Genomic DNA, 24382 nt, shown 5'->3' with positions numbered 1-24382 from the left:
GAGGCAATGGCGCTACCTGTTGACCTTGCTGACACTGCTGGGCATGGCCGTCCTGCACCTGAATCTGGGCATGGGCCAGTGGACCCTGCGCGCCCCTGCCGGTGACACCTTCGAGGCCCTGGAATTTAACCTGGTCAGTCTGCCGCGCATGGTCATGGCGCTGCTGGTGGGGGCGGCACTGGGGCTGTCCGGCAGCGTGTTGCAGCAGCTTACGCAGAACCGCCTGGTGTCCCCCATGACCCTCGGCGCCGCCGCCGGAGCCTGGCTCGGGCTGCTCGGCGCAACCTTGTTGTTTCCGCTGTTTGCCGCCCAGCATGGGCACTGGGCCGCCTTGGCCGGAGCCCTGGCCACGGTGGCGCTGGTACTGCTGATCGCCGGTCGCCATGGCATCAGCGGTCTGCCAGTGATACTCGCCGGTATGGCCTTGAACCTGCTGCTGGGCGCCCTGGCCATGGCCATCCTGCTGCTCAACCACCAGCAGACCCGCGGCCTGTTCGTCTGGGGCGCGGGTGATCTGGGGCAGATCGACTGGCACTGGGTCACCTGGCTGTGGCCGAAACTGCTGCTCGGGCTGCCGCTGATCGTCTTCGCTCCGCGCCCCCTGACGCTGCTGCAACTGGGCAGCGCCGCGGCACAGGCCCGTGGCCTGAGCCTTTGGCCGGTGCTCCTGGGATTGTTCCTGGCCGCCCTCTGGCTGACCTCGGTGTCCATCACCGCCGTTGGCCTGATCGGCTTTATCGGTCTGATCACACCCAATCTGGCACGCCTGTGCGGCGCCCGCACACCCCGCGACGAGCTGCTCTACAGCACGCTGCTGGGCATGCTGGTGATGCTGGCAACTGACGCCCTGGCCCTGCTGCTGAGCCGCTGGCTCGGCGAGCTGATTCCCAGTGGGGCGGCGGCCGCGCTGATCGGCGCCCCGGCCTTGTTGTGGCTGTCACGGCGCCAGCTCGCGGCAGAGGACCAGCGGGCCCTGGCGCTCCCGCCCGGAGCCGCGCGCACCCGCCCGCGCACCTGGTGGCTGCTGGCCCTGGTCACTGCCGCCGTCGTAGTGATAAGCCTGTGCCTGAACCGCAGCCTGGACGGCTGGACGTTCGCCTGGCCCTCGGCGTTGGTCTGGTCGCTGCGTTGGCCCAGGGTGCTGGCGGCGGCCGCCGCCGGCGGCGGCCTGGCGGTGGCTGGGATGATGCTGCAGCGCCTGCTGCGCAACCCCCTGGCCAGCCCCGATATCCTCGGCCTCAGCGCCGGCGCGGCGCTGGCGGTGATGCTGGCGCTGTTGCTGTTCGGCAATGCCCTGTTCTGGATGCTGGCACCGCTGGCCGCCTTTATCGGTAGCCTGCTGGTCCTGATGCTGCTGCTACTGCTGGGCCGGCGCCATCGCTACGCTCCGGCGATCATGGTGCTGGTCGGCATTTCCCTGGCAGCCCTTCTCAACACCGCCTTGCAGATCGGCCTGAGCCAGGGCTCGGCCGACTCCCTGGCGCTGCTGGGCTGGCTGGCCGGCTCGACCTACCGGGTCAGCGCCCCCCAGGCGCTGGGCCTGAGTATCGGCGTGGCCCTGTTGGTTGGCCTCGGCCTGCTCTGGCAGCGGGCCCTGGGGCTGATTTCGATTGGCGATGCAGTGGCCCTCAGTCGCGGCCTGAATGTGCCCCTTACCCGCGTGGCGTTGTTGCTGCTGGTGTCCTTGCTCTGCGCCCTGGTCACCAGCCTGCTCGGGCCGGTGGCCTTTCTCGGCCTGCTGGCGCCGCATATGGCGGCGATCCTCGGCGCCCGCCGGGTGAGCGAACAGTTGCTGTTGTCCGCCCTGCTGGGAATCATGCTGATGCTGTTGGCCGACTGGCTCGGCCGCACCCTGATCTTCCCGCTGCAAATCCCCGTGGGCATAGTCGCCTCGGTGGTCTGCGGCAGCTATTTCGTCGTCCTTCTGCTGCGGCAGCGTCTGTCATGAAGACCCGGCGCCCCATGGCCACACTCAGCCGCCTGGCCCTGCTGTGTTGCCTGGCCCCGGCGGCCCTGGCCCAACCGCGGATCGCCGCCCTGAGCTGGGAGCCGGCCGAGCACCTGCTGCAACTGGGTATCACCCCGGTGGCCGTGGCGGACGCCGGCGACTATCGCGACTGGGTGGTACGCCCCAGGCTGCCCGCCACGGTGGCCAACGCCGGCAGCCGCACCGAACCCAACCTGGAGTTGCTGGCGCAACTACGCCCCGAGTTGATTCTGATCACCCCGCTGCTGGAGGATATCCGCGAACAACTGGAGCGCATCGCCCCGGTGCTGTCCTATGGAGACTTCACCCAGGAGCGCGACAACCTGATCATGCAGCGCGACAACTACCTGGCCCTGGCCGAACAACTGCAACTCAGCGCCCATGCCCGGCAACAACTGGATGCCATGCAGGCGCATATCGCGCAGATGCGCTGGCGCCTGCTCGAACACTTCGACGGCCAGTTGCCCAGGGTCACGGTGATCCGCTTCGCCTCGCCGACCCAGGTCTTCATTCACGGGCCCAACTCCCTGCCGCACCACGCCATGCAGTTGCTCGGCCTGCAACCGGCGCACCCGGTGCCGCTCAGTCGCTGGGGCAATATCCAGGCGCCGATTACCCGTCTGGGCAACATCGAGGACGGTGTGGTGCTGTATATCGAACCCTTTGCCCAGCAGGAACGTCTGTTCAACACCCGACTGTGGCAAGCCATGCCCTTCGTGCGTCAGCAGCGCCTGGCGAGCATGCGCGCCACCTGGACCCACGGCGGGGTGTTCAGCGTGGAGCATCTGGCCAAGGCGATCAGCGATGCCCTGCTCAGCCTGCCACCCGCACAACCTTGAGAGCCCGCACACTACTGCGAGCGCCAGGAAGCGCTCGCAGTAGGCGGCAATTGCTCAGCGGCTCTCAGTACTTCCAGCTCAATGTCACCATCGCATTGCGCGAAGGCGCGTAGTAGGACTGCGCCCAGTACAGACTGGTCAGGTACTTGCGGTCGAACAGGTTGTTGGCATTGAGGGCGACAGTGAAGTGCTCGTCAATGTCGTAGCTGGCCATGGCGTTGGCAACCGCGTAGGAGCCCTGACGACTGACGATGGTCTCACCCGAGGTCGAGGTGCCCTGCTCGCGGAATATCTCGCTTTGCCAGTTCACACTGCCGCCGACCTTCAACCCGCGCACCTGCGGCACCTTGTAGGTGGTGGACAGGTACAGGGTGTTCTGCGGAATGAAGGTGCGGGTGCTGCGGTCGTCGGCATCACGCAGGGAGAACAGATGGGTCAGCCCCGCGCTGGCTTCCCAGCCCGGCATCAACTGGCCAGCCACGGTCAGCTCGTAGCCCTCGGAGATAGTGTCTACCGGCTGGTAGTAGGAAAACCCCTGCGCGGTATCGAAACCGGCGTACTCGGCGGTGTTCTCCTGCTCGGTGCGGAACAGCGCGACGCTGGCGTTCAGACGCTTGTCGAACCACTCGCCCTTGATCCCGCCTTCGACGTTGTTGCCTTCGATCGGCTCCAGCAATGAGCGCGAGGCGTCCACCAGGTACTGCGGGTTGAAGATCTCGGTGTAGCTGGCATAGGCCGAGTAATTCGCGTTGAAGTCGTAGATCGCGCCAATGTACGGCGTGGATTTGCTCTTGTTGTATTCGTAGGGGTCGCCCACGCGCTCGCCGCCCCCCTTGAGGTTGGTGTGATTGAGCCCGGCGATTACATTCAGTTGGTCGGTGATTTCGAAGTTGCCCGCCGTGTAGTAACCGCGGCGGTAGATGGTGTAGTCCGCCGAACTGGTGACATTGGCGAAGTCCGGACGCGGGTAGTCGCCGTCGAATTCCCATACCGGCGGCAGCGGCAAGACAATGGCGTCGTCGCGGGAAGTCCAGTGCGCGTCGGTGCGTGACCAGTTGCTGCCGAGCACCACTTCATGGCTGCGACCGAACAACTGCAGCGGGCCTTTGACGAACACATCACCGAGCACCTGGCGCTCGCTGCGGTCGAACTTCGAGGCGTAGGTGAACAGGCCAAGTCCGGTCTGCGCATCGGGCACGCCGCCGGCCATGAACATCTCGGCGTCGGAGGTGGTTTCCCGGTAGTTGAGGGTGGCCTGGGTCTGCCAGCCACCGCCCCAGTCGGTTTTCAGTTCGGCGAAGGTCTGCTTGTCGTCGGTATCCCAGTAGGCCCAGTCTGGCGCGGTGTTGTGCGAACGGCTGTAGTCGATCTTCGAGCCGTCGGTGTAGTTCAGCGTCAGCGCGCTCCACATAATCGCGTCCGGGCGGTTGCGCTGCTCGGAGTAGCCCAGGGTGGCGGTGCTGCTGTCGGTGATATCGGCTTCGACGATGCCGGAGAACAACATCTTGCTCTGCGAGTAGCGGTCCAGGTAGGAGTCGCCTTCCTGCGCGGCCACCAGGGCGCGACCACGGACACGGCCGGCGTCATCCAGCGGCCCGGAGACATCCAGCTCACCGCGGCGGGTATCCCAGGAGCCGTACCCCAGCGAGCCCTCGGCCTGGAACTCGTGGGTCGGACGCTTGCGCACGAAGTTGATGGTCGCCGAGGGGTTGCCGGGGTTGGAGGTCAGGCCGTTGGCGCCCTTGAGCACCTCCACATGGTCATAGAGGAAGGTGTCGATATCGCCCATCTGCTCTTCCGAGGAAAACGGTACACCGATACCATCGATCTGAAAGTTGTTCACGTCAAAACCGCGCACGGTGAAGTAGGTACGGTCGGTCTCCACCCGCTGCACGTTGACGCCGGCGGCCTGCAACAGGTCGTTGGCGTTATTCAGCTTGAAGTCTTCGATCTGCTGGCGGGTCACGCTGACCGTGGTCTGCGGGGTTTCTCGCGGCGACAGGTCGAGCTTGGTAGCGGTGCTGGTAGCGCCAATGGTGTAGGAGTCGCTTTGCTCCGTGACGCTGGGCGGCGCCTCGTGCTCCCCATTGACGACCGTAGGCGTCAGCGTCACCTCCTCGCGACTCTCGCTATTGCCTCGGGCCTTTGCCGTCTCGGCGGCCAAAGCAACCTGGGTACCCAGTAGCAACGCGGCAGGCGTCAGGCTCAAGGCAACGGCCAGCGTGTAGGCGTTCGATGCTGCCGGCAACAGGTTCAAACAGGCCGGGCGACCTATGCGGTGGATTGGTTTTTTCATTGGCAATGCTTCTGATTGAGTGATTAGTGGTAGTTGGGTTGGCAGATGGCGGTGGAGGCTCAGATCATGGCTACCCTCCTTGAACCCGTAGGCTCATGAGCGCAAGGCGACGAGGGCCTCACCGCCTCCCGAGTTGATGGCCGGCCCCATGACCGAGCGATACCAGCCATGGAAGTGCTGCATGCCCTCCTCCAGCGGAATCTGGTACGGGCCGCTGTCATCGACGCCGCGCCGATACAACGCTCGACGACCCGCATCGGTGCGTTCGGCGATCTCGTCGTCTTCGATGGCGGTTTCCATGTAGGCCGCACGGTGCGACTCGACCAGCTCGCGGTTGGACGCCATGAGCGCCTTGGGGTAATAAAACTCCATGACGTTGCAGGTCTCGTGCACGCCTTTGGGGTAGACGGTGGACAGCACCAGCGCGTGAGGGAAAACCTCGATCATGTGGGTGGGGTAATAGCTGGCCCAGATCGCTCCGAAATCCGGCGACGCGCCGCCGTAATGCGCCATCAGCCCTGCGTGCCAGGCCTTGTAAGTGTCGCTGCCCGAGCGCTCGAGGTTGTGGGTCACATTGATCCGCTGCAGGCTGTACCAGTCGCCGTAGTCCCAACTCAGGCCATCGCTGCGTACATAGCGCCGCAGGCCGGGGTGGAAGGAGGCAATGTGGTAATCGTCGTTGTAGATCTCGAGGAAGGTTTTCCAGTTGCACTTGCAGGGGTGCACTTCGACGTGGTCGAGTTCATAACCGCTGAAGTCCATTTCGGGCCGGTCGAACAGCGCACCGATATCGTCAATCGGATCGCGCGGACCTTCGAACAGGAATCCCCCGACATTGCAGATCGGATAGCGCGGCAAGTTGCGGCATGGACGCTCGGGGAACTTCGGCGCCCCCACGATCAGGCCGCAGGTGTCATAGGTCCAGGCGTGCAGAGGGCACATGATGCGGTTGCCGGTCGAGCGCAAATTGCCACGGCGGATCATCGATTCAGGGGTGTCGGGGCTGAAATCCCCGAGCATCAGTGCCTGACGGTGCCGGCAGACGTTGGACAGCAACTCGATGCCATTCTCGTTACGCACCAGGATTCGAGCGTGATCATCGTGAGGCAAGGCATACCAGTCGCCCACATTCGGCACCATCTTTTCATGGCCGATGTAACGGGCGCAGTTATTGAAGATCAACTCCTGTTCTTTTTCGTAGATAGCCGGGTCGCAATACGTATGGATGGGAAGTTGCGGATGCTCTTCGCGAGTACGAAGAGCCACCACCTCCCCATGAGCTGTTCGGTTGGTATTCAACATGGGATAGCTCCTTGCACCGAGTTCACCGGAGTCGCTTCGATAATCGAAAAAGGCACGGACCCGCTGTCGGTATTGGGCTCCCATCTCCTGGCGAGAGCCCCTCCCTGGCCCGGTTCCGCAGACCCCCTACGTTCATTGACCCCCCTTCCCGACAGGGAAGGAGGCCGGTCGTGGCGGTGCGCTAGACCTGGAGTGCGGCCTGGGCGCTGGCGACTTTCGCCTGACGGCGCGGCGGGGCGAACGGCGCGACCGGGTTGTCCAGCGGGTCGGCCATGATCAGGCTGCCGGCGGGATTGGCCAGGTCGACCATCTGCAGGTTGTTCTTGAGTTGCAGACGGTTGAGGCACGAATGCAGGAAGGTGGGCGCGAAGAAGTCGTAGCGCTCGAAGCGGGGCTGGAGTTCGGGATGAGCCTGCTGATAATCGATCACCGAGTGCGCGACGGTGCTCCAGAACTCCACTTCGCTCATGCAGCCGTTCTCTTCAAGAATCTGGCTCATGTGGCGGAATACGCCGTCGAATACATCGATGAATATGCCGAGGATTTTGTAGTCCTCGGGTACATCGACGGCCAGGCGCTCCAACCCCTCGGGCATTTTCGCGTCCTTGTCGAGGATCGCCGACTCCTCGGCAATGTCCTTCATCAACGCGCGCGTGGGTACATGATTTTCGAGCACCAGGATCAGGTTCTCGCCATGCGGCATAAAGACCAGATGGTGCGCATAGAAGCAATGAATCAGGGGCTGCAGGAATGCCTCCAGGTACTGACGCAACCATTGCACCGGCGCCAGCCCCGAGCGACGCATCAGCTCGGGCAACAAGGCAGCGCCTTTCGGATCGACGTGCAGCAGGGCCGCCATGGTCATCAGCCGCTCACCGTCTTTCAGGCGGGTGACCGGGCTTTCGCGCCATAGCGCAGAAAGCATTTTCTTGTAGGGGCTGTCGGTTTCCAGGGCCGCTTCGTAGTAGCGGTTGCGATAACCGACGGACGCCACTTCGCGCAGGATGCTGAAGCCAAAGTCGCTCAGAACCGGATCGCTGGAGATCAGCTCGTGTAAATAAGCGTTGATGGCGGGCGTGCCGGCCATGTAATAGGGCGAAAGCCCACGCATGAAGCCCATGTTGAGCACCGAAAGCGACGTTTTCACATAGCACTTGTCCGGTTGCGAGGCGTTGAAATAGGTCCGCACCGATTGTTGCGCGACGTATTCGTCCTCACTGCTGCCCAGCGCGATGATCTTCTGGTTGGCGATGTCGGCGGCGAACATGATGCTCAACTTGTTGAACCACTGCCACGGGTGCGCCGGCATGAACAGATAGTCCTGGTCGCGAAGGCCTTGCTCCTGCAACTGCCGGCGGAACCGTTCGACCTGCTGATCGCCGAGTTCCTGGCGCATCAGCCGATCATGGTCAAGACCGGGGATGGCCGCGAAGTGCGCGTTGTCCTTGTGCACGGCAAGCCAGATGATGGCGAACCGCGAACCGGTCTCGGGCGCATAGGCGTGGTAGTCCAATGCATCGAAACCCAGACGGCCATTGTTGGCGACAAAGCCGGGGTGACCTTCGGTCATGCCCGCTTCAAAATCCTGATAATCGGCATCCGCCAGAGCGGCGCTGTCCAGATAAGGTCGGTTGTGCTTGAAGGCGGCGCCGTAGAGGGTGCTGCTGATCTCGTCCAGGTAGACCGGAAGCTTGTCCGCCGCAATGCCCAGGGTGTGCTTGAAGTCATTGATGAACGTCAGGGCATCGAGCGCGTCCTGCGCCTGTCGCGCGACGCTGCGCTGGATGGTCAACGGGTCGACATGCCAGTGACGCAGGGCCATTGTCCTGGCCTCGAAACGGTAGGCGCACTCGGGGGTGTCGGCTTTCAGCTCGTAGCGGGACCACCCTGGACGGCTGGCAGCCCCCACGACCGTAGGGGCGAACACTTGTTCGTGGGCAAATTCGGCGATGGCTTTACGGACCAGCAGACGGTTGACCTTGCTCCAGCTTTGCCGGTCCAGGTGAGCGACTACGGAGGCAGGCTGGTTCAATCGCGGGGAGTTCATGGCAGCAGTTATCCTTTAAGTGAGTGAGCGAAGTCTGCTTGGGTGCAAAAGGCCAATTGCGCCCGTTTGCCCGGCAATTCGACGACGGAGTCGTTGACGAAGCCGACCATTTCATTGAGGCGATGGACCTTGCTGTTGCGGATATCCGGCTCGACCACGACGCGATGAGCCTTGAGTTCATCGAACAGGTAAGCCATCACCACGCGCAGGATGTCGCGGGTGAAATGCCTGATCGGCTGAGTGGCTGGACCGACGAAAAAATGCATGCCGATGTCGCCGGCTTGAACCTCGTAGAGTTTCCCCAGCGGGTGGTGCGCGGGGTCGTAGTACTCCACCACGAACGCCGGCTGCGCTGCGCAGAAGCCCATGCAGGCCTGCATTTCACCGCTGGCCGCGGCACGGGCATAGAAGTCCCGCGTGGCTTCAGGCGTCATGTTCTGCATGTTCCAATAGCTGGCGTAGTCCAGCTGGTACCAGGGATGGATCACTTCCACGTCCTGATCCAGAACCAGGGGGCGAAGCGCCAGTGCGGGGTTAAGACCCGGCCGCTGCCGGGCCGGATGCAACAGTTCAAGTGGCATGGCAGAGCTCTCCTGGACCGGCATGGTGACGATCGACGCCGAACGACCAGCGATCAATCAAAGCCGTCAGCAACATGCCGCACGCGGCGATGATGAAAGTCAGCTGGATACCGACCAGGCTGACCACGTACCCGGCGCCGAACGAGGACAACAGGACACCCAGGTTCTGAAAGAAATTGGTGACACTGAAGTCGCGAGCGTAAGCATCGGGGGTGCTGATCTTGAACAGGGTCACTTCCAGCTTCACGATCACCTGGAACATGGCCCAGCCATACAGGCAACGACCCACGATAATTAGCGGCACCGAAGGCGAGGCCTGCAGGACCAGCCCCAGAGCGCCGAGCAGCAGGTTGCCAAGCGTGTGATCCAACAGGCGGGGGGCAGCTTTTACGAAGTACTTGATCATCAAGGCCAGCAGCGCAACGATTCCGGGAATGGCAAAAATGACGCCTGTCAGCATTTGCTCATGCAACCCGGACACCGACTCCCAGAAAACCGTGAAGAAAGGCCGGACCAGGTAGGCACTGAAGTCGAACAACAGCATCAACAGGCTGAGCTTGAGCAACGCAGCCAATGAACCGGGCGCACGCTTGACGGGCGGGATCTTCTTGTCGTTTTCGTCGATGACCAGGACTTTCACCACCTTGCCCGAGCGGATCAGGTAGAGACACAGTCCCAACTGGGCGAAATCGCCGGCCGCCATCAGCCCTATGCAGAAACCGGGGCCGAACGTCTGGAGTGCCCAGCCACCCACCGCCGCACCGAAGATCGCGCCAATGTGGATGACCACCGACAGCAGCCCGATGGTTACGCTGTGGTTTTCCGGCTTTTCCAGGCGCATCAGGTAAGGAAACATCAGCAGGTAACTGGCTTTGGTCATGAACATCAGCATGGTCAGCAGCCAGTAAGTCGGCGCATTGGGCGCCCAGGCCGAAAGCACACAGAACACGGCCGCTGCCAATTGGGTGTAAACCAGCAGGTGCATGGTTTCCACATGCCTGGCGACCCGAGCCCAGACCGGCAGCATGCACATGACCGCAATGGAAATCGCAGCGATGTAGGCCCCCACATGCACAGGGCTGGTAATGCCGTAGCGGATGTCGAAGAACTGCGGGTAAAACGCGATCAGGATGGAATCACTGATCACGCCAAACGCTGACATGATCAGAATGGTGTTGCGCAATGTCATGAGGGCGAGCCTTGGCGATCGATGACCACGAACCCGCTGTCGGCCCTCGGCATGAAGTCCTGGAAAGCGGTTCGCGGCTCGCTGGGGTAGACATCCCGGCCGGTCAGCGCCTGCAACAACCGGCTGTTGCGGTAGCAGGCCAGGCCCAGATCGGGGTTGGTCAGGCCGTGGCTCTGCAGCCCAACGTTCTGCACATAGATTTCGCGGCTTTCGTGGTCCACCGCCCAGTTCCTGGACGGTTCATAACGACCGGCAGCGTCCCAGCGGATGCGTTCGCGAATACCCTCGATAAAACGCGGCAATTGATGCCGATAACCGGTGGCGAAAACCAGGCCGTCAGTGACATGTCGATACGTACGCCCCAGTTGCGTATGTTCGAATGTAAGCTCCCACGCCCCTGCCTGAGGCAGGCGCTCGCACTGCTTGAGGGCCAGGTGGGTCAGCAGTTGAGTTGCCGGCGCTTGACGATGACTGCGCTCATCGAGTGTCTCGTAGAGACTTTCAATCAATGACTGATTGATACCGTTATAAATACTGCGCTGCTCGCCAAGTGTTTTAGCCTTGACCGCAGGCTTCAAGTCATAGAAGTAATTTCCATAATCCGGCGTGATCAACTCGAGGGTCAGTTTGGCGTTTTCCATTTGGAAAAAGCGCGAGGCGCGCGTCACCCAATTCAAGCGATAGCCGTGTACTTCAGAGCCTTGCAACAGGTCCTGATAAACCTCCGCACCACTCTGACCGCTGCCAATGATCGTAATGTTCTTGCATTGTTGCAGCGCCGCTTTGTTAGTCAGGTAGTTGGACGTATGAACGACCGGCAACGCTGGGTTGACCTGGCAGCATTCCGGTATGTGAGGCACACCACCGATCCCGATGACAAGCTTGCGGGCACGCAACTGGAAGGCCGCCTGGTCTGGACCCTGCACACCCGAGAGCACATAACCGGGCAGCGTCGAGTCGTACCAGATCTCCTGCACTTCATGGTGGAAACGCACGCCCTCGAGTTGGGCCGCGGCCCATTTGCAATAACGATCGAATTCCCGGCGAGTGAGGTACCAGTTCTCACGAATGTAGTACGTGTAGAGACGGCCTTGTTGCTTACAGTAATTAAGGTAACTGAAGGGACTGGTGGGATCGGCCATGGAGACCAGGTCGGCGAGAAAAGGATTTTGAAGTGTCGTGCCCTCCAACAACATGCCTTCGTGCCAACTGAAGTTCGTCTTCTTTTCAAGGAAAAGACTCCGCACGCCTTCGAGCGGCGAGGTCAAGCAGGCAAGCCCCAAGTTGAACGGACCCAAACCTATTGCAATGAAGTCGTACGGAAGATCATTCGTCACGCTTGCACCTTACGAGGCCGGGGAAGGTGGCAAGATCCTAGAGTCAAATGATAATAAGTGTCAATACGCAATACGAATCAATTGCAATTACGGCAAAATCAATAGACCCGCACGTCGCGCCGCGGTCCTTCCCCACCCACTGAACGAATGAGGCGTCATCACCTTGAGGCAATGACGCTGAAATGACGGAAAGCGGGATGCTCAAATCGACGCCATCGGCTGGCAGTGGGCATCGCAGAGAGGACGGGGGGGAAGTGACAAGAGCGGCCTGGGGCGCGCTCGAATAGAGACAATGGCCAGTTCAATTCGGTAATCGGCAAAGCGTTCGCTGATCGAACGCTTAGTTAGCAGCGCTGCACCACCGGAGAATGGTGGATCAGGATTGGCTCAGTGGAACAACCGCGCGCTCAGCTCCTTGCTGGCTTCGAGCAGCACCGGCAGGAAGCGGGTCTCCAGTTCCTGGCGGGAAACGCGCCCCGCATGGGTACCGACGTTGAGGGCGGCCAGCACCTGGCCCGCGGAGTCCTTCAGCGGCACGGCGACGGAGCGCAGGCCGACTTCCAGTTCCTGGTCGATGATCACCCAGCCCTGGCTGCGGATTTCCGCGATGCTGGCCCGCAAGGCTTCCGGAGTGTGCAGGGTGCGGCTGGTCTTGATTTGCAGGTCAGCATGCTCGAGGTAGTCGTCCAGCGCGGCATCGTCCAGCGCCGCCAGGAGGATGCGGCCCATGGACGTGCAGTACGCAGGCAGGCGGCTGCCGACACTCAGGTCCACCGAAATCAGCCGCTGCGGCGTGGCCGAGCGCGCCAGGTAGAGAATCTCGTCGCCTTCCAGGGTCGCCATCGAGCAGGCCTCGTGCAGTTGTTCGCTGAGGCGGTCGAGAATCGGCTGGGCGGTGACCGCCAGCGGGGTCGAGGACAGGTAGGCATGGCCGAGGGTCAGCACCTTCGGCAGCAGCGAATAAGTGCGCCCGTCGGTGGTGACGTAGCCCAGCTTCATCAGGCTATACAGACAGCGACGCACCGCTGCGCGGGGGATCTCGGTACGGTGGCTGATCTGCGCGATGGTCAGGTGGCGCTTGCGCTCCTGAAAGGCATGGATCACCGCCAGGCCCCTGGCCAGAGAGGTCATGAAGTTCGGGTCGCCGGCGAACGCCTCGATGCGCTTGGCCGGCGAGGCGATGATCGGAGGCGCCAGGGATAGCAGGCTCACACGCTGTTCGTCGCTCATTGGTATCGCCCTTCCTGGTGAATATCGCGAATTTTCAGCCGATTATCGAACCAAAGTTCGATAATCGCAATTGACCCTGCCGCGCAAGACCTCTACCGTGGCCCCGCTTCGGGCGTCCCGCTTCAAGCCACTGGTCAGGTATTCAAGGGGCGCCCGGTTCGGCTCCGCTCACGAGGTGGAACCGAAGCATCCCCGCCCCAGAAGCTCCCCGGCGCGCCACCCGCACGCCCGGGGACGGCTTTCCAGAGCACCGGGGGCCGCCGCTGCGGACGGCTCAGGTCAGCACGCCAACGAACAGGCTGATGCTCAGGAAAGACAGCACGGTAGCCACCACCAGCGCCGCCGCACAGCGCTCCTCCAAGCCGTAGCGTTGGCCGAGGATCGGGTAGATGCTCATCATCGGCGCACAGGCGAACAACACACCGGCAACCCGCAAGGCCGGGTCGACGCCAGGCAGCAGCGCGAAGCACAGCAGCACGGCCAGCGGATGCAGAAGCAACTTGCCCAGGCTCAGCTGCAGCACATCGGCAACCAGGCCACGGCCCTTCATGCCATCCAGGGTGGCACCGATGACGAAGAGCGCCACCGGCGCCGACGCCATCGCCAGCATCTCGACGACCTTCAACGGAATGGCCGGCAGACGCACCTCGAACAGGGCCAACGCCAGGCCAACGGATATCGAGATAATGATCGGGTTGCGCAGCAGGCGCTTGAAGGTTTCCGCCAGCGCGGACGGCGCGCTACCGCCACTCTGCTTACCCATTTCGGCCAGCACCAGGGCCAGGGGAATCATGAGCAGATTCTCTACCAGCATGCCGAGGGCCAGCGCCACCGCCGCGGGCGGGCCAAGCGCCATGGCGACTATCGGGTAGCCGATGAAGCCGCTGTTCGACACCGACATGCCCAGGGCACTCAGGGCGCTGCCGCTCAGGCTGTCCTTGCGCACCAGCCGGGAAAACAGCAGACCGAACCCGAACACCGCCAAGGAAGCGATGCCATAGGCCAGCAGGTAATGGCTGTCGAGCACTTCATCCAGGGGCTTTTCCAGCAGGGCTTTGATCACCAGGGCCGGCAAGGCGAAGGTGATGACGAACTTGCCCATGCCGACGACCTGCTCGCGACTGACCAGGCCCGTGCGCGAAGAAAGGAAGCCAATGCCGATCAGGATGAAAATGGGCGCGGTTATGCCGAGTATCTGGAACATGCGCTAGGCTCGCTCAGGGTGGCGATCACATCCGTGCGGACGGGCTTGAGTTGCTGCAGGCGACTGAGCGTTCGGGAGAAATCCACCTGCGCACCCGCCCGGCACAGCGCCGCCAGGCTGGTCTCGCAGCCGAGCAGCAGCCGGATGCCGCTGTCGTAGGCGATATCGATGAAATTGAGCAGGCGCTGCTGCACGTCGAGCCCCTCGCCATCCAGACAGGGCACCCCGCTCACCGCCAGGTGCTGGAAGCGTTGGCACAGCCACAGGTAATCGGCACTGGCGCGTGGCTGCCGGCACAGCGCGGAAAAATCCAGCCAGGCGCACGGCCCTTCGTAAGCGCGCAGGCTCAGCGGACGATGATTGACCGCCAGCGTCACATCGCGCTGTGCCGCCGATGTCAGCCCCAGCGCCTGGCCCAACCAGCTGTCGGCATGGGCACTCTGCGGCCAGCAGTAACTGCCCCAGGCTTCCTGGGCAGTGCCACGTTGCCGGTAATCCTCGCCGCCCTCCACGCTCAACACCTGGAAGCGCCGCTCGATCAGCCCGATGGCCGACTGGAAACGCTCGCGGTACAGCGGATTCGGGCACAAGCCCGCCGGGCTGTAGTTCGAGGTGCAGACCAGGCCGACGCCCGCCTCCACCAGCACCTTGAACAGACGACCGAGGAGCATGGCATCGCCAATGTCGTGGACATGAAACTCATCGAAGCAGAGCAACCGGGTCTGCCCGGCGATCTCCCGGGCAACCTGAGCCAGGGGATCGGGCTGGCCGCTGAACGCGAGCATGCGCTGCTGCAACTCCTGCAGGAAGCCGTGAAAATGCACCCGCCTTTTCGCCGGCACGGGTGCCGCGGCGAAGAAGGCATCCATGACGAAACTCTTGCCGCGCCCCACCCCACCCCAGAGGTAAACGCCGGCCACACGGCGACGCAGCCAGCCCTTGCGACCGGCCAAGTGCTCGCCAAGCCAGTCGCCAAGCTGCTCGATGGCGGCCTGCTGCGCACGGTCGGCCCGGTAACCACGAGCCTCCAGCACCTGATTGAAATGCCGCCGAACGCGGTCGGCGACCGGTTCGGTGAGCCGATCCCAATCGGCCCCCTGCGGTTTAGAAGTCAAAGAAAACCGTTTCTCCCTCGCCCTGGATACGGATATCGAAACGATAAGCCGGCTTGCCATCCACCTCGCAACGTTTGGCCACCAGGGTCTCGCGGCGCTGCGGCTGCTCGATCAGGTTCAACACCGGGCACTTGGCATTCGCCTCGGGCTCGTCGTCGAAGTACAGGCGGGTCTGCAGGTGGATGTTGATGCCGCGGGCGAACAGCGAGACGTTGATGTGCGGCGCCATCGGTACGCCGGCGGCGTTGTTCACTACACCGGGCTTGATGGTGTTGAGCGCCCACTCGCCGGCATCGAAGGTGGTGGCGGTGCGGCCGAAGCTGTTGAAGGGCTTCTCCAGGTCGAAGGCATCGTCATAGACGCCCTCATGGTTGGCCTGCCAGAACTCCAGAAAGGAGTCGCGCACCAGATGGCCGTTGCCGTCGTAGACGCTGCCGATCAGGATCAGGTGCTCGCCGGGCGCGCCGGGCTTGGCCATTTCGTTCCAGATTTCCTGGTCGCGGCTCGGGTTGCCGGCGGCCGCCAGGGCCAGGCCGATGTGCACGTAAGGTCCGGCGGTTTGCGAAGGGGTTTCCGGCAGCAGTTCGATAGGCATGTGCGTGCCTCCTCAGCAGTTTTCGAAGTGGGTCTTGCGCTGGCCGCGCAGGACGATGTCGAAGCGGTAGGCCAGGCAATCCATGGGATTGGCCGCGCTCATGTCGAGCTTGGCGATCAGGCTCTGCACCGCATCCGGGTTGGCGATCGACTTGACGATCGGGCACATCGGGATCAGCGGGTCGCCTTCGAAATACAGCTGGGTGATCAGGCGGGTGGAGATCGACGGGCCGCTGATGGAGAAGTGGATATGCGCCGGCCGCCAGTCGTTCGGACCGTTGCGCCATGGGTAGGGGCCGGGCTTGATGGTGCGGAAGCTGTAGTAGCCGTCGCGGTCGGTCAGGGTACGGCCGACACCGCCGAAGTTCGGGTCCAGCGGCGCCAGGTAGCGGTCGTTCTTGTGCCGGTAGCGGCCGCCGGCGTTGGCCTGCCACATTTCCACCAGGGTGTGCGCAATCGGCTTGCCGTACTGGTCGCAGACACGGCCGGAAACGATGATCCGCTCGCCGACCGGCAGGCCGCCATTATTGAAGTTCAGCAACAGGTCGTGGTCGAACTTGCCCAGCTTCAGGTGCGAGAAATCCGGACCGCTGGTTTCGGAAACCGATTGCGGGATGCTCACCAGCGCTTGGCGCGGGGAGCGGGGAATGGAGGTTTTGTAGTCAGGCGTAAAGGCCTTGGGGTGCCAGTTGCGGTCACGAATGACGAAACGGCTATTTTCCGCATCAGACATGTCGGTCTCCTGTTGTTGAATTTATAGAGGGCCCGGCCAGCAGGCATGGCGGCCAGTCTCGAACAAGCGGCGAGCAAGCGAAACTGAAAATACGCCCTCAACACATAACCGTTTGGTTATGGGTAAATCGCCTCACGGTAGTCACGCCCCACCTCGCGCAGCACCTCCACGCACCAGTGCGCCGCCAGCGAGAGCGCCAAGCTGGCATTGCTGCAAATACCCACCGAACCTCCCGGCTCCTGAATACCCAGCTCGACTTCAGCCAGCTCGCCACGCCGCAGGTCCAGGCGCACCGCATCGAACGGCGCGATCCAGAGCGCATCGCTGCACAGCACATAGCGCCGACTGAGGGCCACGGACAGGGTCTCCAGGCGCTGCCGTGGCGGGCTGATGCCGCATTGCACGATCAGGCTGTCGGCGAACTTGCGGATGGTGGTGCCAGCCAGCGGCAGCACCAGCGCAAAGTCCTCCAGCCGGCTGCGCTCGAGCGGCCCGGCCAGCAGCGGGTGGCCGGCGCGCACCACCAGGGTCATGGACTCGCTGTACAGATGCTCGAAGCTCAGCCCCTGGATCTGCGGGCTGTCGGTCATGCGCCCGACCACCAGATCCAGCTCGCCGACCCGCAACTGCGACAGCAGATAGGCGCTCGGCCCGGTCACCACGCTGACCACCAGCGCCGGATGACGCTCATGCAGACGCCGCACGACCTCCGGCACCAGCAGGCTCTCGACGGTGGACAACACCCCGAGGCGGATCACGCCCGACGCGTACTCGCCCTCGCGCAGGCTGTTGACCCCATCGCGCAGCGCCTGCACGCAAGGCCCGGCGTAACGCATGAACGCTACCCCGGCTTCGGTCAGGCTGACGCCGCTCTTGCTGCGCTCGAACAGGCTGGCGGCGAGCAACTGTTCCAGCTCCTTGAGGGTCTTGGAGATCGCCGGCTGGCTCACCGCCAGCTTGTCCGCCGCCCGCGCCAGGCTGCCCTGGCGCGCCACCTCGAGAAAGCACACCAGGTGGCGGAATTTGATACGGGTATCGATGTTCACGGCAGCCCTGCGAGTCGGTTGAAAGCATGCATAAGCCTAACGCTGGAGCTGCGACTGAGCCACTCAAATGGTTATGACCCTACGCATATCGAACGACCGCAGGGTGCTTGCTCGCGATAAGGACTCATCGATGCGACGGCTCATCAAAACTAGTGCGCGGGATGCAGGCCCGACCGCAACAGAACAGCCGGTTCAAAACACGCGGAAAGATGCTCGCAAAGGTTTTGAACTGCTGAGTGCGGTCAACTGGGCCTATTAGGGAAACCGTCTCGTCCGGCATGAACGACAGGCGCTGTTCCATGGCTGCGGCGGCCGGCTCAGTCCTGAGGTTTGCGCACAACGCTCAGGGCCGCGTAAAGCTCGGGGCGGCGGTCCTGCAGGTAAGGCGTCTGTCGCCGGGTGCGCTCGACCAACCCCTGATCGAGATCGGCGAACAGCAGTTCTGCATCGCGGCCGGCCAGCGCCAGCTGCGTTCCGTCGGGGGCGGAAATGCTGCTCAACCCGCAGTAGGTGATGTCCCCTTCTGCGTGGCAGTAGTTGCCGTAGGCCAGGTAGAGCTGATTCTCGAACGCCCGCGCCCGCACCGTGGTGGTGGCGATGAAGTCGAACGGCAGCATGTTGGCGGTCGGCACCAGCAGCAGATCGGCACCGGCCAAGGCCAGCCGGCGGGTATTTTCCGGGAACTCGACGTCGTAGCAGATCAGCATGCCGACCTTCCAGCCGCGCCACTCGATCACCTCGGACGCCGGCGCATCGCCGGGGCTGAACAGGTTGCGATCCAGCTCGCCGTACAGGTGTGTCTTGCGGTAATTGCCCAGACGCTGGCCGTCGGCGTCGATCAGTTGCACCGCGTTATAGACCCGCCCCCCGGCCCGCTCGGGATATCCATAGACAACCGCCACGCCAGCCGCCCGGGCAATCCGCGCCACGGCCTGTGCCGCCGTCCCGTCGCTCGCTTCGGCCAGGCGCGAGACGGCCTCGCTACCGATGTTGTAACCCGTAAGGAACATTTCCGGGCAGACCAGAAGGTCCGCGCCCTGCTGCGCCGCTTGCAAGGCCATGGCCTCCAGGCGCTGCAGGTTGCCGGCGACGTCCAGCGGGGCGGACGCGCATTGGTAGACGGCCAGACGCATGGCGTTCACTCCTGTTTCATTCCGGTAGCTCGATGGGGCCGAGCTCGTGGAACACATCACCGGGACCGGGGTTTTCCGGGAAGCTGCTGCCACCGAAGTGACTCATGATGCCCCACACCGAGTTGAGCGACGTCTGCACCGCGCCCTCGACCCAGGCCGGAGTCCAGGACACATCGTCGCCGGCGATGAAGATGCCGCGCTGCTCGGCGGGCATATCGGCCTGCATGAAATGCGCGTACATCCGCTGGTTGTAACGGTAGTGGCCCGGCAGCGCGCCCTTGAAGGCGCCGAGAAAATGCGGGTCGGCCTCCCAGGACACGGTGATCGGGTCGCCGATGATATGGCTGGCGATGTCCACGTCCGGGTAGATTTTCTTCAAGGCATCGAGGGCCAGTTTGACCCGTTTCTCGATCGGCTGCGGCAGCATTTTCAGCGCGTCGCTCATCCATGAATAGGACAGGCAGATGACGCCGGGCTTGTCGTCGCCGTTATCGAACAGGTAGGTGCCGCGGGTCAGGCGATCGGTCAGGGTCATGCTCATGACATCGCGCCCGGTCTGCGGATCCTTGTCTTTCCAGAACGGCCGGTCGACCATCACGAAGGTCTTCGACGATTGCATGTAGCGGGTGCGGTCCAGCGCCATCCACATCTTCTGCGAGAACAGCGACTCCTCGCATTCGATCTGGGTGGTCAGCAACCAGCTCTGGCAAGTGGTCAGCACCGCCTCGTAGTGGCGGGCCACGCCCCAGCAGTCGGTCACTTCAAAGTGGCCATTGCTGTCGCGGGCGATGCGTTTCACCCCTGGGCGCGGCGCGCCGCTGTGCAAGGACGACAAGGTCGTGCCTTGCGGCCAGTGGGCGCATTTGTCCGGCGCATGGCGCCAGATGCCCAGCGGCACCTGCTCCACCCCGCCCTCGATCAGATGCTGGTGGTCGTCGCAGTTGGTCATCACCACGCGGAAGATTTCCAGCATGGAGTTGGGGAAGTCGGAATCCCAGCCGCCGGTGCCGAAACCGACCTGACCGAACACTTCACGGTGGTGGAAGGTCAGGCGCGCAAAAGACTCGGACGTGGCGACGAAATCATAGAAAGTGCGGTCGTCCCAGAGCGGCACCAGGCTGTTCCACAGCGCCTTGAGCTTGGCCACATCGCGGGTGCGGATCGCCTCCTGGATACCGCTGAACTGCGCGCCCTGCTCCAGGGCTTCAGCCCAGGCATCGGCCACTTCGCTGAACAGCGCCGGCAGGTCGGCCAGGGTGTTGGCGTAAAAGGTCTCACCTTCCAGATCGACCACGGTGCTGCCGGAAGCCGGCGTCAGCGGGTTGGGGAATGGCTTGGTCTTCAGGCCCAATTTGTCGACGTAGTGGTAGAAGGCCGTGGACGACACCGGGAAGCGCATGCCGCCGAGCTCGGCGATGATCCCCTCGGCACCTTCGAAAGCCTGCGAGCGCAGGCGCCCGCCCATCCGCGAGGCTTCATAGACCACCGGCTTGAGGCCCAGCTTCATCAACTCATAGGCCGCCACCAGGCCAGCGATGCCGGCGCCGACAATGGCCACTTCCTTGCCATGGTTCGCGGCTGGAATGCTGCCCAGCCCCATTGGATGCTCGATCCAGTCGTCGAAGGCGAACGGGAAGTCCGGGCCGAAAATGGTGATGGGCTTCTTGCCGTTGGCGTCGGGATGGCGATGGTTATGTGCAGTCATGGCGAGGCCTTGAGAAAACCGGATGGAATGTTCAGCGCCCTGCCCGGCAGGCACGGCGTCCTATGCTGAACAGCAGTCTAGGCAAGATACTGGCTGACTATAAGACGCAAATTGCAGCGATTAGACGAAGTATCGCTACATTATGACGAGCAGATATTGCCAAATGACGAAGGCGCCGCTCAGAGCGGGTGGCCGCGGTCCACTTTGGTCGAGAGAATGATCGAGGTGGTGGTCTTCTCCACCCCCTCGAAGCTGCCGATCTCATCGAGCAGCTGGTCGAGCCGTTCCGGGGAGTCCACCCGCAGCCAAGCCACATAGTCGAACTCGCCACTGACCGCGCAAAGTTGCTGGACCTGCGCCATGGCGCTCAGCCGGCGCAGCACCTCTTTGCCGGAGCGCGGCTGCAAGGTGATGCCGACATAGGCCTGCAGGCCGCCGTCGAGCACCCGCTGCCCCAGGCGTACGCCATAGCCGGTGATGATCTTGGCCTTTTCCAGGCGGGCGATCCGCGAGGTCACCGTGGTGCGTGCAATTCCCAGCCGCCGAGCCAGCACCGCCACGCTTTCGCGGGCATTGAGCTGCAAGGCCGCAAGCAACTGGCGGTCGATCTCGTCCAGAGTAGGGAGGTACAAATCAGGCATGAATACTCGCTCGAACCGGGTGGGCAGCGGCGCAAGGGTCGAGCAAGGCACGTGCGGTTGTCAAAGTTTCTGCGCGCTCGCTGGCCCGCAAAGCCATGCCCGCAAAAGGTGCGCAAATGCACCTGCGCGGTTATCGGAAGCGAAAAACGCCCCAAATGTGCGCAAAGATGACCAACCGGACAAGAATCCGAAACAGCCAATAAGCCGGCCACACCGGGCTTTTCGTGGCTTGGCACGGATGCTGCCATTGCATTGAGCGCTGCATCGACGACTTTGTCGTCCTCCCCCTGTGTTGTGCATGGACCGCCAAGGAGCTGCCCACATGAAACGCCGTCCGTTCCTGAAAGCCACACTCGCCGCCAGTACCCTGCTGCTCAGCGGCCTCTTCCCGCTCAGCCTGCAGGCTGCCGAAACCATCAAGGTCGGCATCCTCCATTCGCTATCCGGCACCATGGCCATCTCGGAAACCTCGCTGAAAGACATGGCGCTGATGACCATCGACGAGATCAACGCCAAGGGTGGCGTGCTTGGCAAAAAACTCGAACCCGTGGTGGTCGACCCGGCCTCCAACTGGCCGTTGTTCGCCGAGAAAGGCCGTCAACTGCTGACCCAGGACAAAGTCGACGTGGTCTTCGGTTGCTGGACCTCGGTGTCGCGCAAATCGGTCCTGCCGGTGTTCGAAGAGCTCAATGGCCTGCTGTTCTACCCCGTGCAGTACGAAGGCGAAGAAATGTCGCCGAATGTGTTCTACACCGGCGCCGCGCCAAACCAGCAAGCCATCCCGGCGGTCGAGTACCTGATGAGCGAAGACGGCGGCGCCGCCAAGCGCTTCTTCCTGCTCGGCACCGACTACGTCTACCCGCGCACCACCAACAAGATCCTGCGCGCCTTCCTGCACAGCAAGGGCGTGGCCGACAAGGATATCGAAGAGGTCTACACCCCCTTCGGGCATAGCGACTACCAGACCATTGTCGCCAACATCAAGAAATTCTCCGCCGGCGGCAAGACGGCGGTGATCTCCACCGTCAACGGCGACTCCAACGTGCCGTTCTACAAGGAACTGGGCAACCAGGGTATCGACGCCACCGACGTGCCGGTGGTGGCGTTCTCGGTCGGCGAGGAAGAACTGCGCGGCATCGACACCAAGCCGCTGGTAGGCCAACTGGCTGCCTGGAACTACTTCCAGTCGCTGGATAACCCGGCCAACACGACGTTCGTCGACAGCTGGAAGGCCTACGCCAAGGCGCAGAACCTGCCGAACTACAAGACGGCGGTGACCAACGACCCGATGGAGGCCACCTATGTGGGCATCAACATGTGGGCGCAAGCGGTGACCAAAGCCGGCACCACCGATGTCGACAAGGTCCGCGAAGCCATGGCCGGCCAGACCTTCACCGCGCCGGACGGCTACACCCTGACCATGGACAAGACCAACCACCACCTGCACAAGCCGGTGATGATCGGCGAAGTTCAGGACGACGGTCAGTTCAACGTGGTCTGGCAGACCGAGGGCCCGGTTCGCGCCGAACCCTGGAGCCCCTTCATCCCTGGCAACGACAAGAAGCCGGACTATGCGGTGAAGTCGAACTAAGCGGAAAAGGGTTGAGGGCTGCACCGCGCATCTGCTGCCGTTCGCAGCCCCCCCTAACCCTCTCCCAAAGGGAGAGGGGACTGGTCCGAGTTTCAATTGGATACCTGGCCGCCCTCACTCCGCACCGTTTGTCTCCCCCTCCCGTTTACGGGAGAGGGGTCGGGGGAGAGGGTAGCGGTCCAATCCCCATTCTCCACGGAACGAGCGAACACCAGTGGAAACCCAAGGACTGCCACACATGCCCACTGCCCTGTACCGAATATTCCTGACGCTCGCCGTGCTGCTGCCATTGGCCGCCCATGCCGGCGATGCCAACGACTTCGTCGCCGCCAACCCGAGCACGCAGGCCAAACTGCTGGAAAGCTGGGCGGCGAAACCCGATCCCACTCGCCTGCCCTTGCTCGAGGCCCTGCAGCAGGGGCGCCTGGGCGGTGACAGCGGCAAGCTCGCCTTTATCGAAAACGCCGACACCTGGCAAGCCGCCGAAGGCGACGCCCAGCCGGCCGGAACACCACGCAAACTGCGCCTGAACAACCGCCTGCGTGGCCTGCTGACTATCACCCAGGCCAGCCACCAGTTGCTCGCCAGCGAGCCGGCCGTGCGCCTGGCCGCCGCTCAGGCGCTGCAGAAAAGCGCCAAGCCGGCGCAGCTGGAACTGCTGAATGCCCGCGTCGCCAGTGAAAGCGACGACGATGTGCGCACCGCCCTGGCCCTGGCCCTGGCCAACCTGCAACTGATCGACCCGGACCCGGCGATTCGCCTGGCCGCCGTGCGCCTGCTCGGCGACACCGGCGAGCCGCTGGCTCGCACGCGCCTGGAGGCGCTACTGGAGCCGGGTGTCGAGGCCGATGCCGGCGTGCACACCGCCGCCGAAACCAGCCTGGTCCAGGTCAAGCGCAAGCTGTTGCTCGGCGAGTTGCTCGGCCAGGCCTTCAGCGGCTTGAGCCTCGGGTCGATTCTGCTGCTGGCCGCCCTCGGGCTGGCCATCACCTTCGGCCTGCTGGGCGTGATCAACATGGCCCACGGCGAGATGCTGATGCTCGGCGCCTACACCACCTACATGGTGCAGCTGAGCTTCCAGCGCCTGGCCCCCGAGTACTTGGTGCTTTATCCGTTGGCAGCGTTGCCGATCGCCTTCTTCGTCACCGCCGCCATTGGCATGGCACTGGAGCGCACGGTGATCCGCCACCTCTACGGCCGCCCGCTGGAAACCCTGCTCGCCACCTGGGGTATCAGCCTGATCCTGATCCAGCTGGTGCGTGTACTGTTCGGCGCGCAGAACGTCGAAGTGGCCAACCCACCCTGGCTGTCCGGCGGCATCCAGGTGTTGCCAAATCTGGTTCTGCCTTACAGCCGCATGGTAATTATCGGTTTCGCGCTATTCGTCGTCGCCCTGACCTGGCTGCTGCTGAACAAGACCCGCCTGGGCCTCAACGTCCGCGCCGTCACCCAGAACCGCAACATGGCCGCCTGCTGCGGCGTGCCGACCGGGCGCGTGGACATGCTCGCTTTCGGCCTCGGCTCCGGCATCGCCGGCCTTGGCGGCGTGGCCCTGAGCCAGATCGGCAACGTCGGCCCAGACCTCGGCCAGAGCTACATCATCGACTCCTTCCTGGTGGTGGTGCTCGGCGGTGTCGGCCAGCTCGCCGGCAGCGTGATGGCCGCCTTTGGCCTTGGCATCGCCAACAAGATTCTCGAACCGCAGATCGGCGCCGTGCTGGGCAAGATCCTGATCCTCGCGCTGATCATTCTGTTTATTCAGAAACGCCCGCAAGGTCTGTTTGCTTTGAAAGGACGAGTGATCGACTAAGC

19 protein-coding genes are annotated in these 24382 nt (G+C 63.1%); 4 read left to right on the top strand and 15 right to left on the bottom strand.

Annotated features, from left to right (window positions below):
* Positions 1–19 precede the first annotated feature (19 nt).
* Positions 20–1948 (top strand): Fe(3+)-hydroxamate ABC transporter permease FhuB, encoded by a 1929-nt coding sequence (gene fhuB / locus AC3IYG_RS03695; protein ID WP_489312374.1) that lies wholly within the window; start codon positions 20–22, stop codon positions 1946–1948.
* 14 nt (positions 1949–1962) lie between these two features.
* Positions 1963–2826 carry an ABC transporter substrate-binding protein gene (locus tag AC3IYG_RS03690; RefSeq protein WP_489312373.1) on the top strand — a complete coding sequence of 288 codons (864 nt, stop codon included), beginning with the start codon at positions 1963–1965 and terminating at the stop codon, positions 2824–2826.
* 64 nt (positions 2827–2890) lie between these two features.
* Here the strand turns inward: AC3IYG_RS03690 and AC3IYG_RS03685 are convergent, their stop codons facing one another.
* The 15 genes from AC3IYG_RS03685 to AC3IYG_RS03615 all read right to left on the bottom strand — a co-directional run bounded on the left by AC3IYG_RS03685 (position 2891) and on the right by AC3IYG_RS03615 (position 20979).
* On the bottom strand, positions 2891–5122 hold the full coding sequence (locus tag AC3IYG_RS03685) for a TonB-dependent siderophore receptor (RefSeq protein ID WP_489312372.1): 2232 nt from the start codon (positions 5120–5122) through the stop codon (positions 2891–2893).
* A 93-nt stretch (positions 5123–5215) separates the two neighbouring features.
* The gene (locus tag AC3IYG_RS03680; protein ID WP_489312371.1) at positions 5216–6424 is read right to left on the bottom strand and encodes an aromatic ring-hydroxylating oxygenase subunit alpha; all 1209 of its coding nucleotides are present in this window, start codon (positions 6422–6424) and stop codon (positions 5216–5218) included.
* Positions 6425–6605: 181 nt separating this feature from the next.
* Entirely contained in the window at positions 6606–8471 is a 1866-nt protein-coding gene (locus tag AC3IYG_RS03675) for an IucA/IucC family protein (protein ID WP_489312370.1), read from the bottom strand.
* A gap of 8 nt (positions 8472–8479) precedes the next feature.
* On the bottom strand, positions 8480–9052 hold the full coding sequence (locus AC3IYG_RS03670) for a GNAT family N-acetyltransferase (RefSeq protein ID WP_489312369.1): 573 nt from the start codon (positions 9050–9052) through the stop codon (positions 8480–8482).
* Complete coding sequence (locus AC3IYG_RS03665) at positions 9042–10241, bottom strand: MFS transporter (RefSeq protein ID WP_489312368.1); 1200 nt, start codon at positions 10239–10241, stop codon at positions 9042–9044. The genes AC3IYG_RS03670 and AC3IYG_RS03665 overlap by 11 nt, the downstream gene beginning before the upstream one ends.
* Positions 10238–11578, bottom strand: a complete 1341-nt coding sequence (locus AC3IYG_RS03660; RefSeq protein WP_489312367.1) for a lysine N(6)-hydroxylase/L-ornithine N(5)-oxygenase family protein — start codon at positions 11576–11578, stop codon at positions 10238–10240. Before AC3IYG_RS03660 ends, AC3IYG_RS03665 begins: the two co-directional genes overlap by 4 nt.
* Before the next feature lie 387 nt (positions 11579–11965).
* Entirely contained in the window at positions 11966–12808 is an 843-nt protein-coding gene (locus AC3IYG_RS03655; protein ID WP_489312365.1) for an IclR family transcriptional regulator domain-containing protein, read from the bottom strand.
* 274 nt (positions 12809–13082) lie between these two features.
* A complete protein-coding gene (locus AC3IYG_RS03650) occupies positions 13083–14012 on the bottom strand; it encodes an AEC family transporter (protein WP_489312364.1) in 930 nt (309 codons plus the stop codon).
* A complete protein-coding gene (zapE, locus tag AC3IYG_RS03645) occupies positions 13991–15127 on the bottom strand; it encodes a cell division protein ZapE (protein WP_489312363.1) in 1137 nt (378 codons plus the stop codon). The genes AC3IYG_RS03650 and zapE overlap by 22 nt, the downstream gene beginning before the upstream one ends.
* On the bottom strand, positions 15117–15722 hold the full coding sequence (pcaG, locus tag AC3IYG_RS03640) for a protocatechuate 3,4-dioxygenase subunit alpha (RefSeq protein ID WP_489312362.1): 606 nt from the start codon (positions 15720–15722) through the stop codon (positions 15117–15119). Before pcaG ends, zapE begins: the two co-directional genes overlap by 11 nt.
* A 12-nt stretch (positions 15723–15734) precedes the next feature.
* Positions 15735–16454, bottom strand: a complete 720-nt coding sequence (gene pcaH, locus AC3IYG_RS03635; protein WP_489312361.1) for a protocatechuate 3,4-dioxygenase subunit beta — start codon at positions 16452–16454, stop codon at positions 15735–15737.
* Positions 16455–16570: 116 nt separating this feature from the next.
* Complete coding sequence (gene pcaQ / locus AC3IYG_RS03630; protein WP_489312360.1) at positions 16571–17500, bottom strand: pca operon transcription factor PcaQ; 930 nt, start codon at positions 17498–17500, stop codon at positions 16571–16573.
* Between the two features lie 317 nt (positions 17501–17817).
* Positions 17818–18633, bottom strand: coding sequence for a carbon-nitrogen hydrolase family protein (locus AC3IYG_RS03625; protein ID WP_489312359.1), 816 nt, complete (start codon positions 18631–18633; stop codon positions 17818–17820).
* Positions 18634–18649: 16 nt separating this feature from the next.
* Positions 18650–20338, bottom strand: coding sequence for a flavin monoamine oxidase family protein (locus tag AC3IYG_RS03620; protein WP_489312358.1), 1689 nt, complete (start codon positions 20336–20338; stop codon positions 18650–18652).
* A 179-nt stretch (positions 20339–20517) separates the two neighbouring features.
* Positions 20518–20979, bottom strand: coding sequence for an Lrp/AsnC family transcriptional regulator (locus tag AC3IYG_RS03615; RefSeq protein ID WP_489312357.1), 462 nt, complete (start codon positions 20977–20979; stop codon positions 20518–20520).
* Between the two features lie 322 nt (positions 20980–21301).
* On the opposite strand from AC3IYG_RS03615, the gene urtA reads away from it, so the two are divergent.
* The gene (gene urtA, locus AC3IYG_RS03610; RefSeq protein WP_489312356.1) at positions 21302–22570 is read left to right on the top strand and encodes an urea ABC transporter substrate-binding protein; all 1269 of its coding nucleotides are present in this window, start codon (positions 21302–21304) and stop codon (positions 22568–22570) included.
* Between the two features lie 238 nt (positions 22571–22808).
* Positions 22809–24380, top strand: coding sequence for an urea ABC transporter permease subunit UrtB (urtB, locus tag AC3IYG_RS03605; RefSeq protein WP_489312355.1), 1572 nt, complete (start codon positions 22809–22811; stop codon positions 24378–24380).
* Positions 24381–24382 lie beyond the last annotated feature (2 nt).

It is taken from the genome of Pseudomonas sp. KH_027 (assembly GCF_057838565.1).
This window is presented reverse-complemented; position numbering and strand designations above follow the sequence as displayed.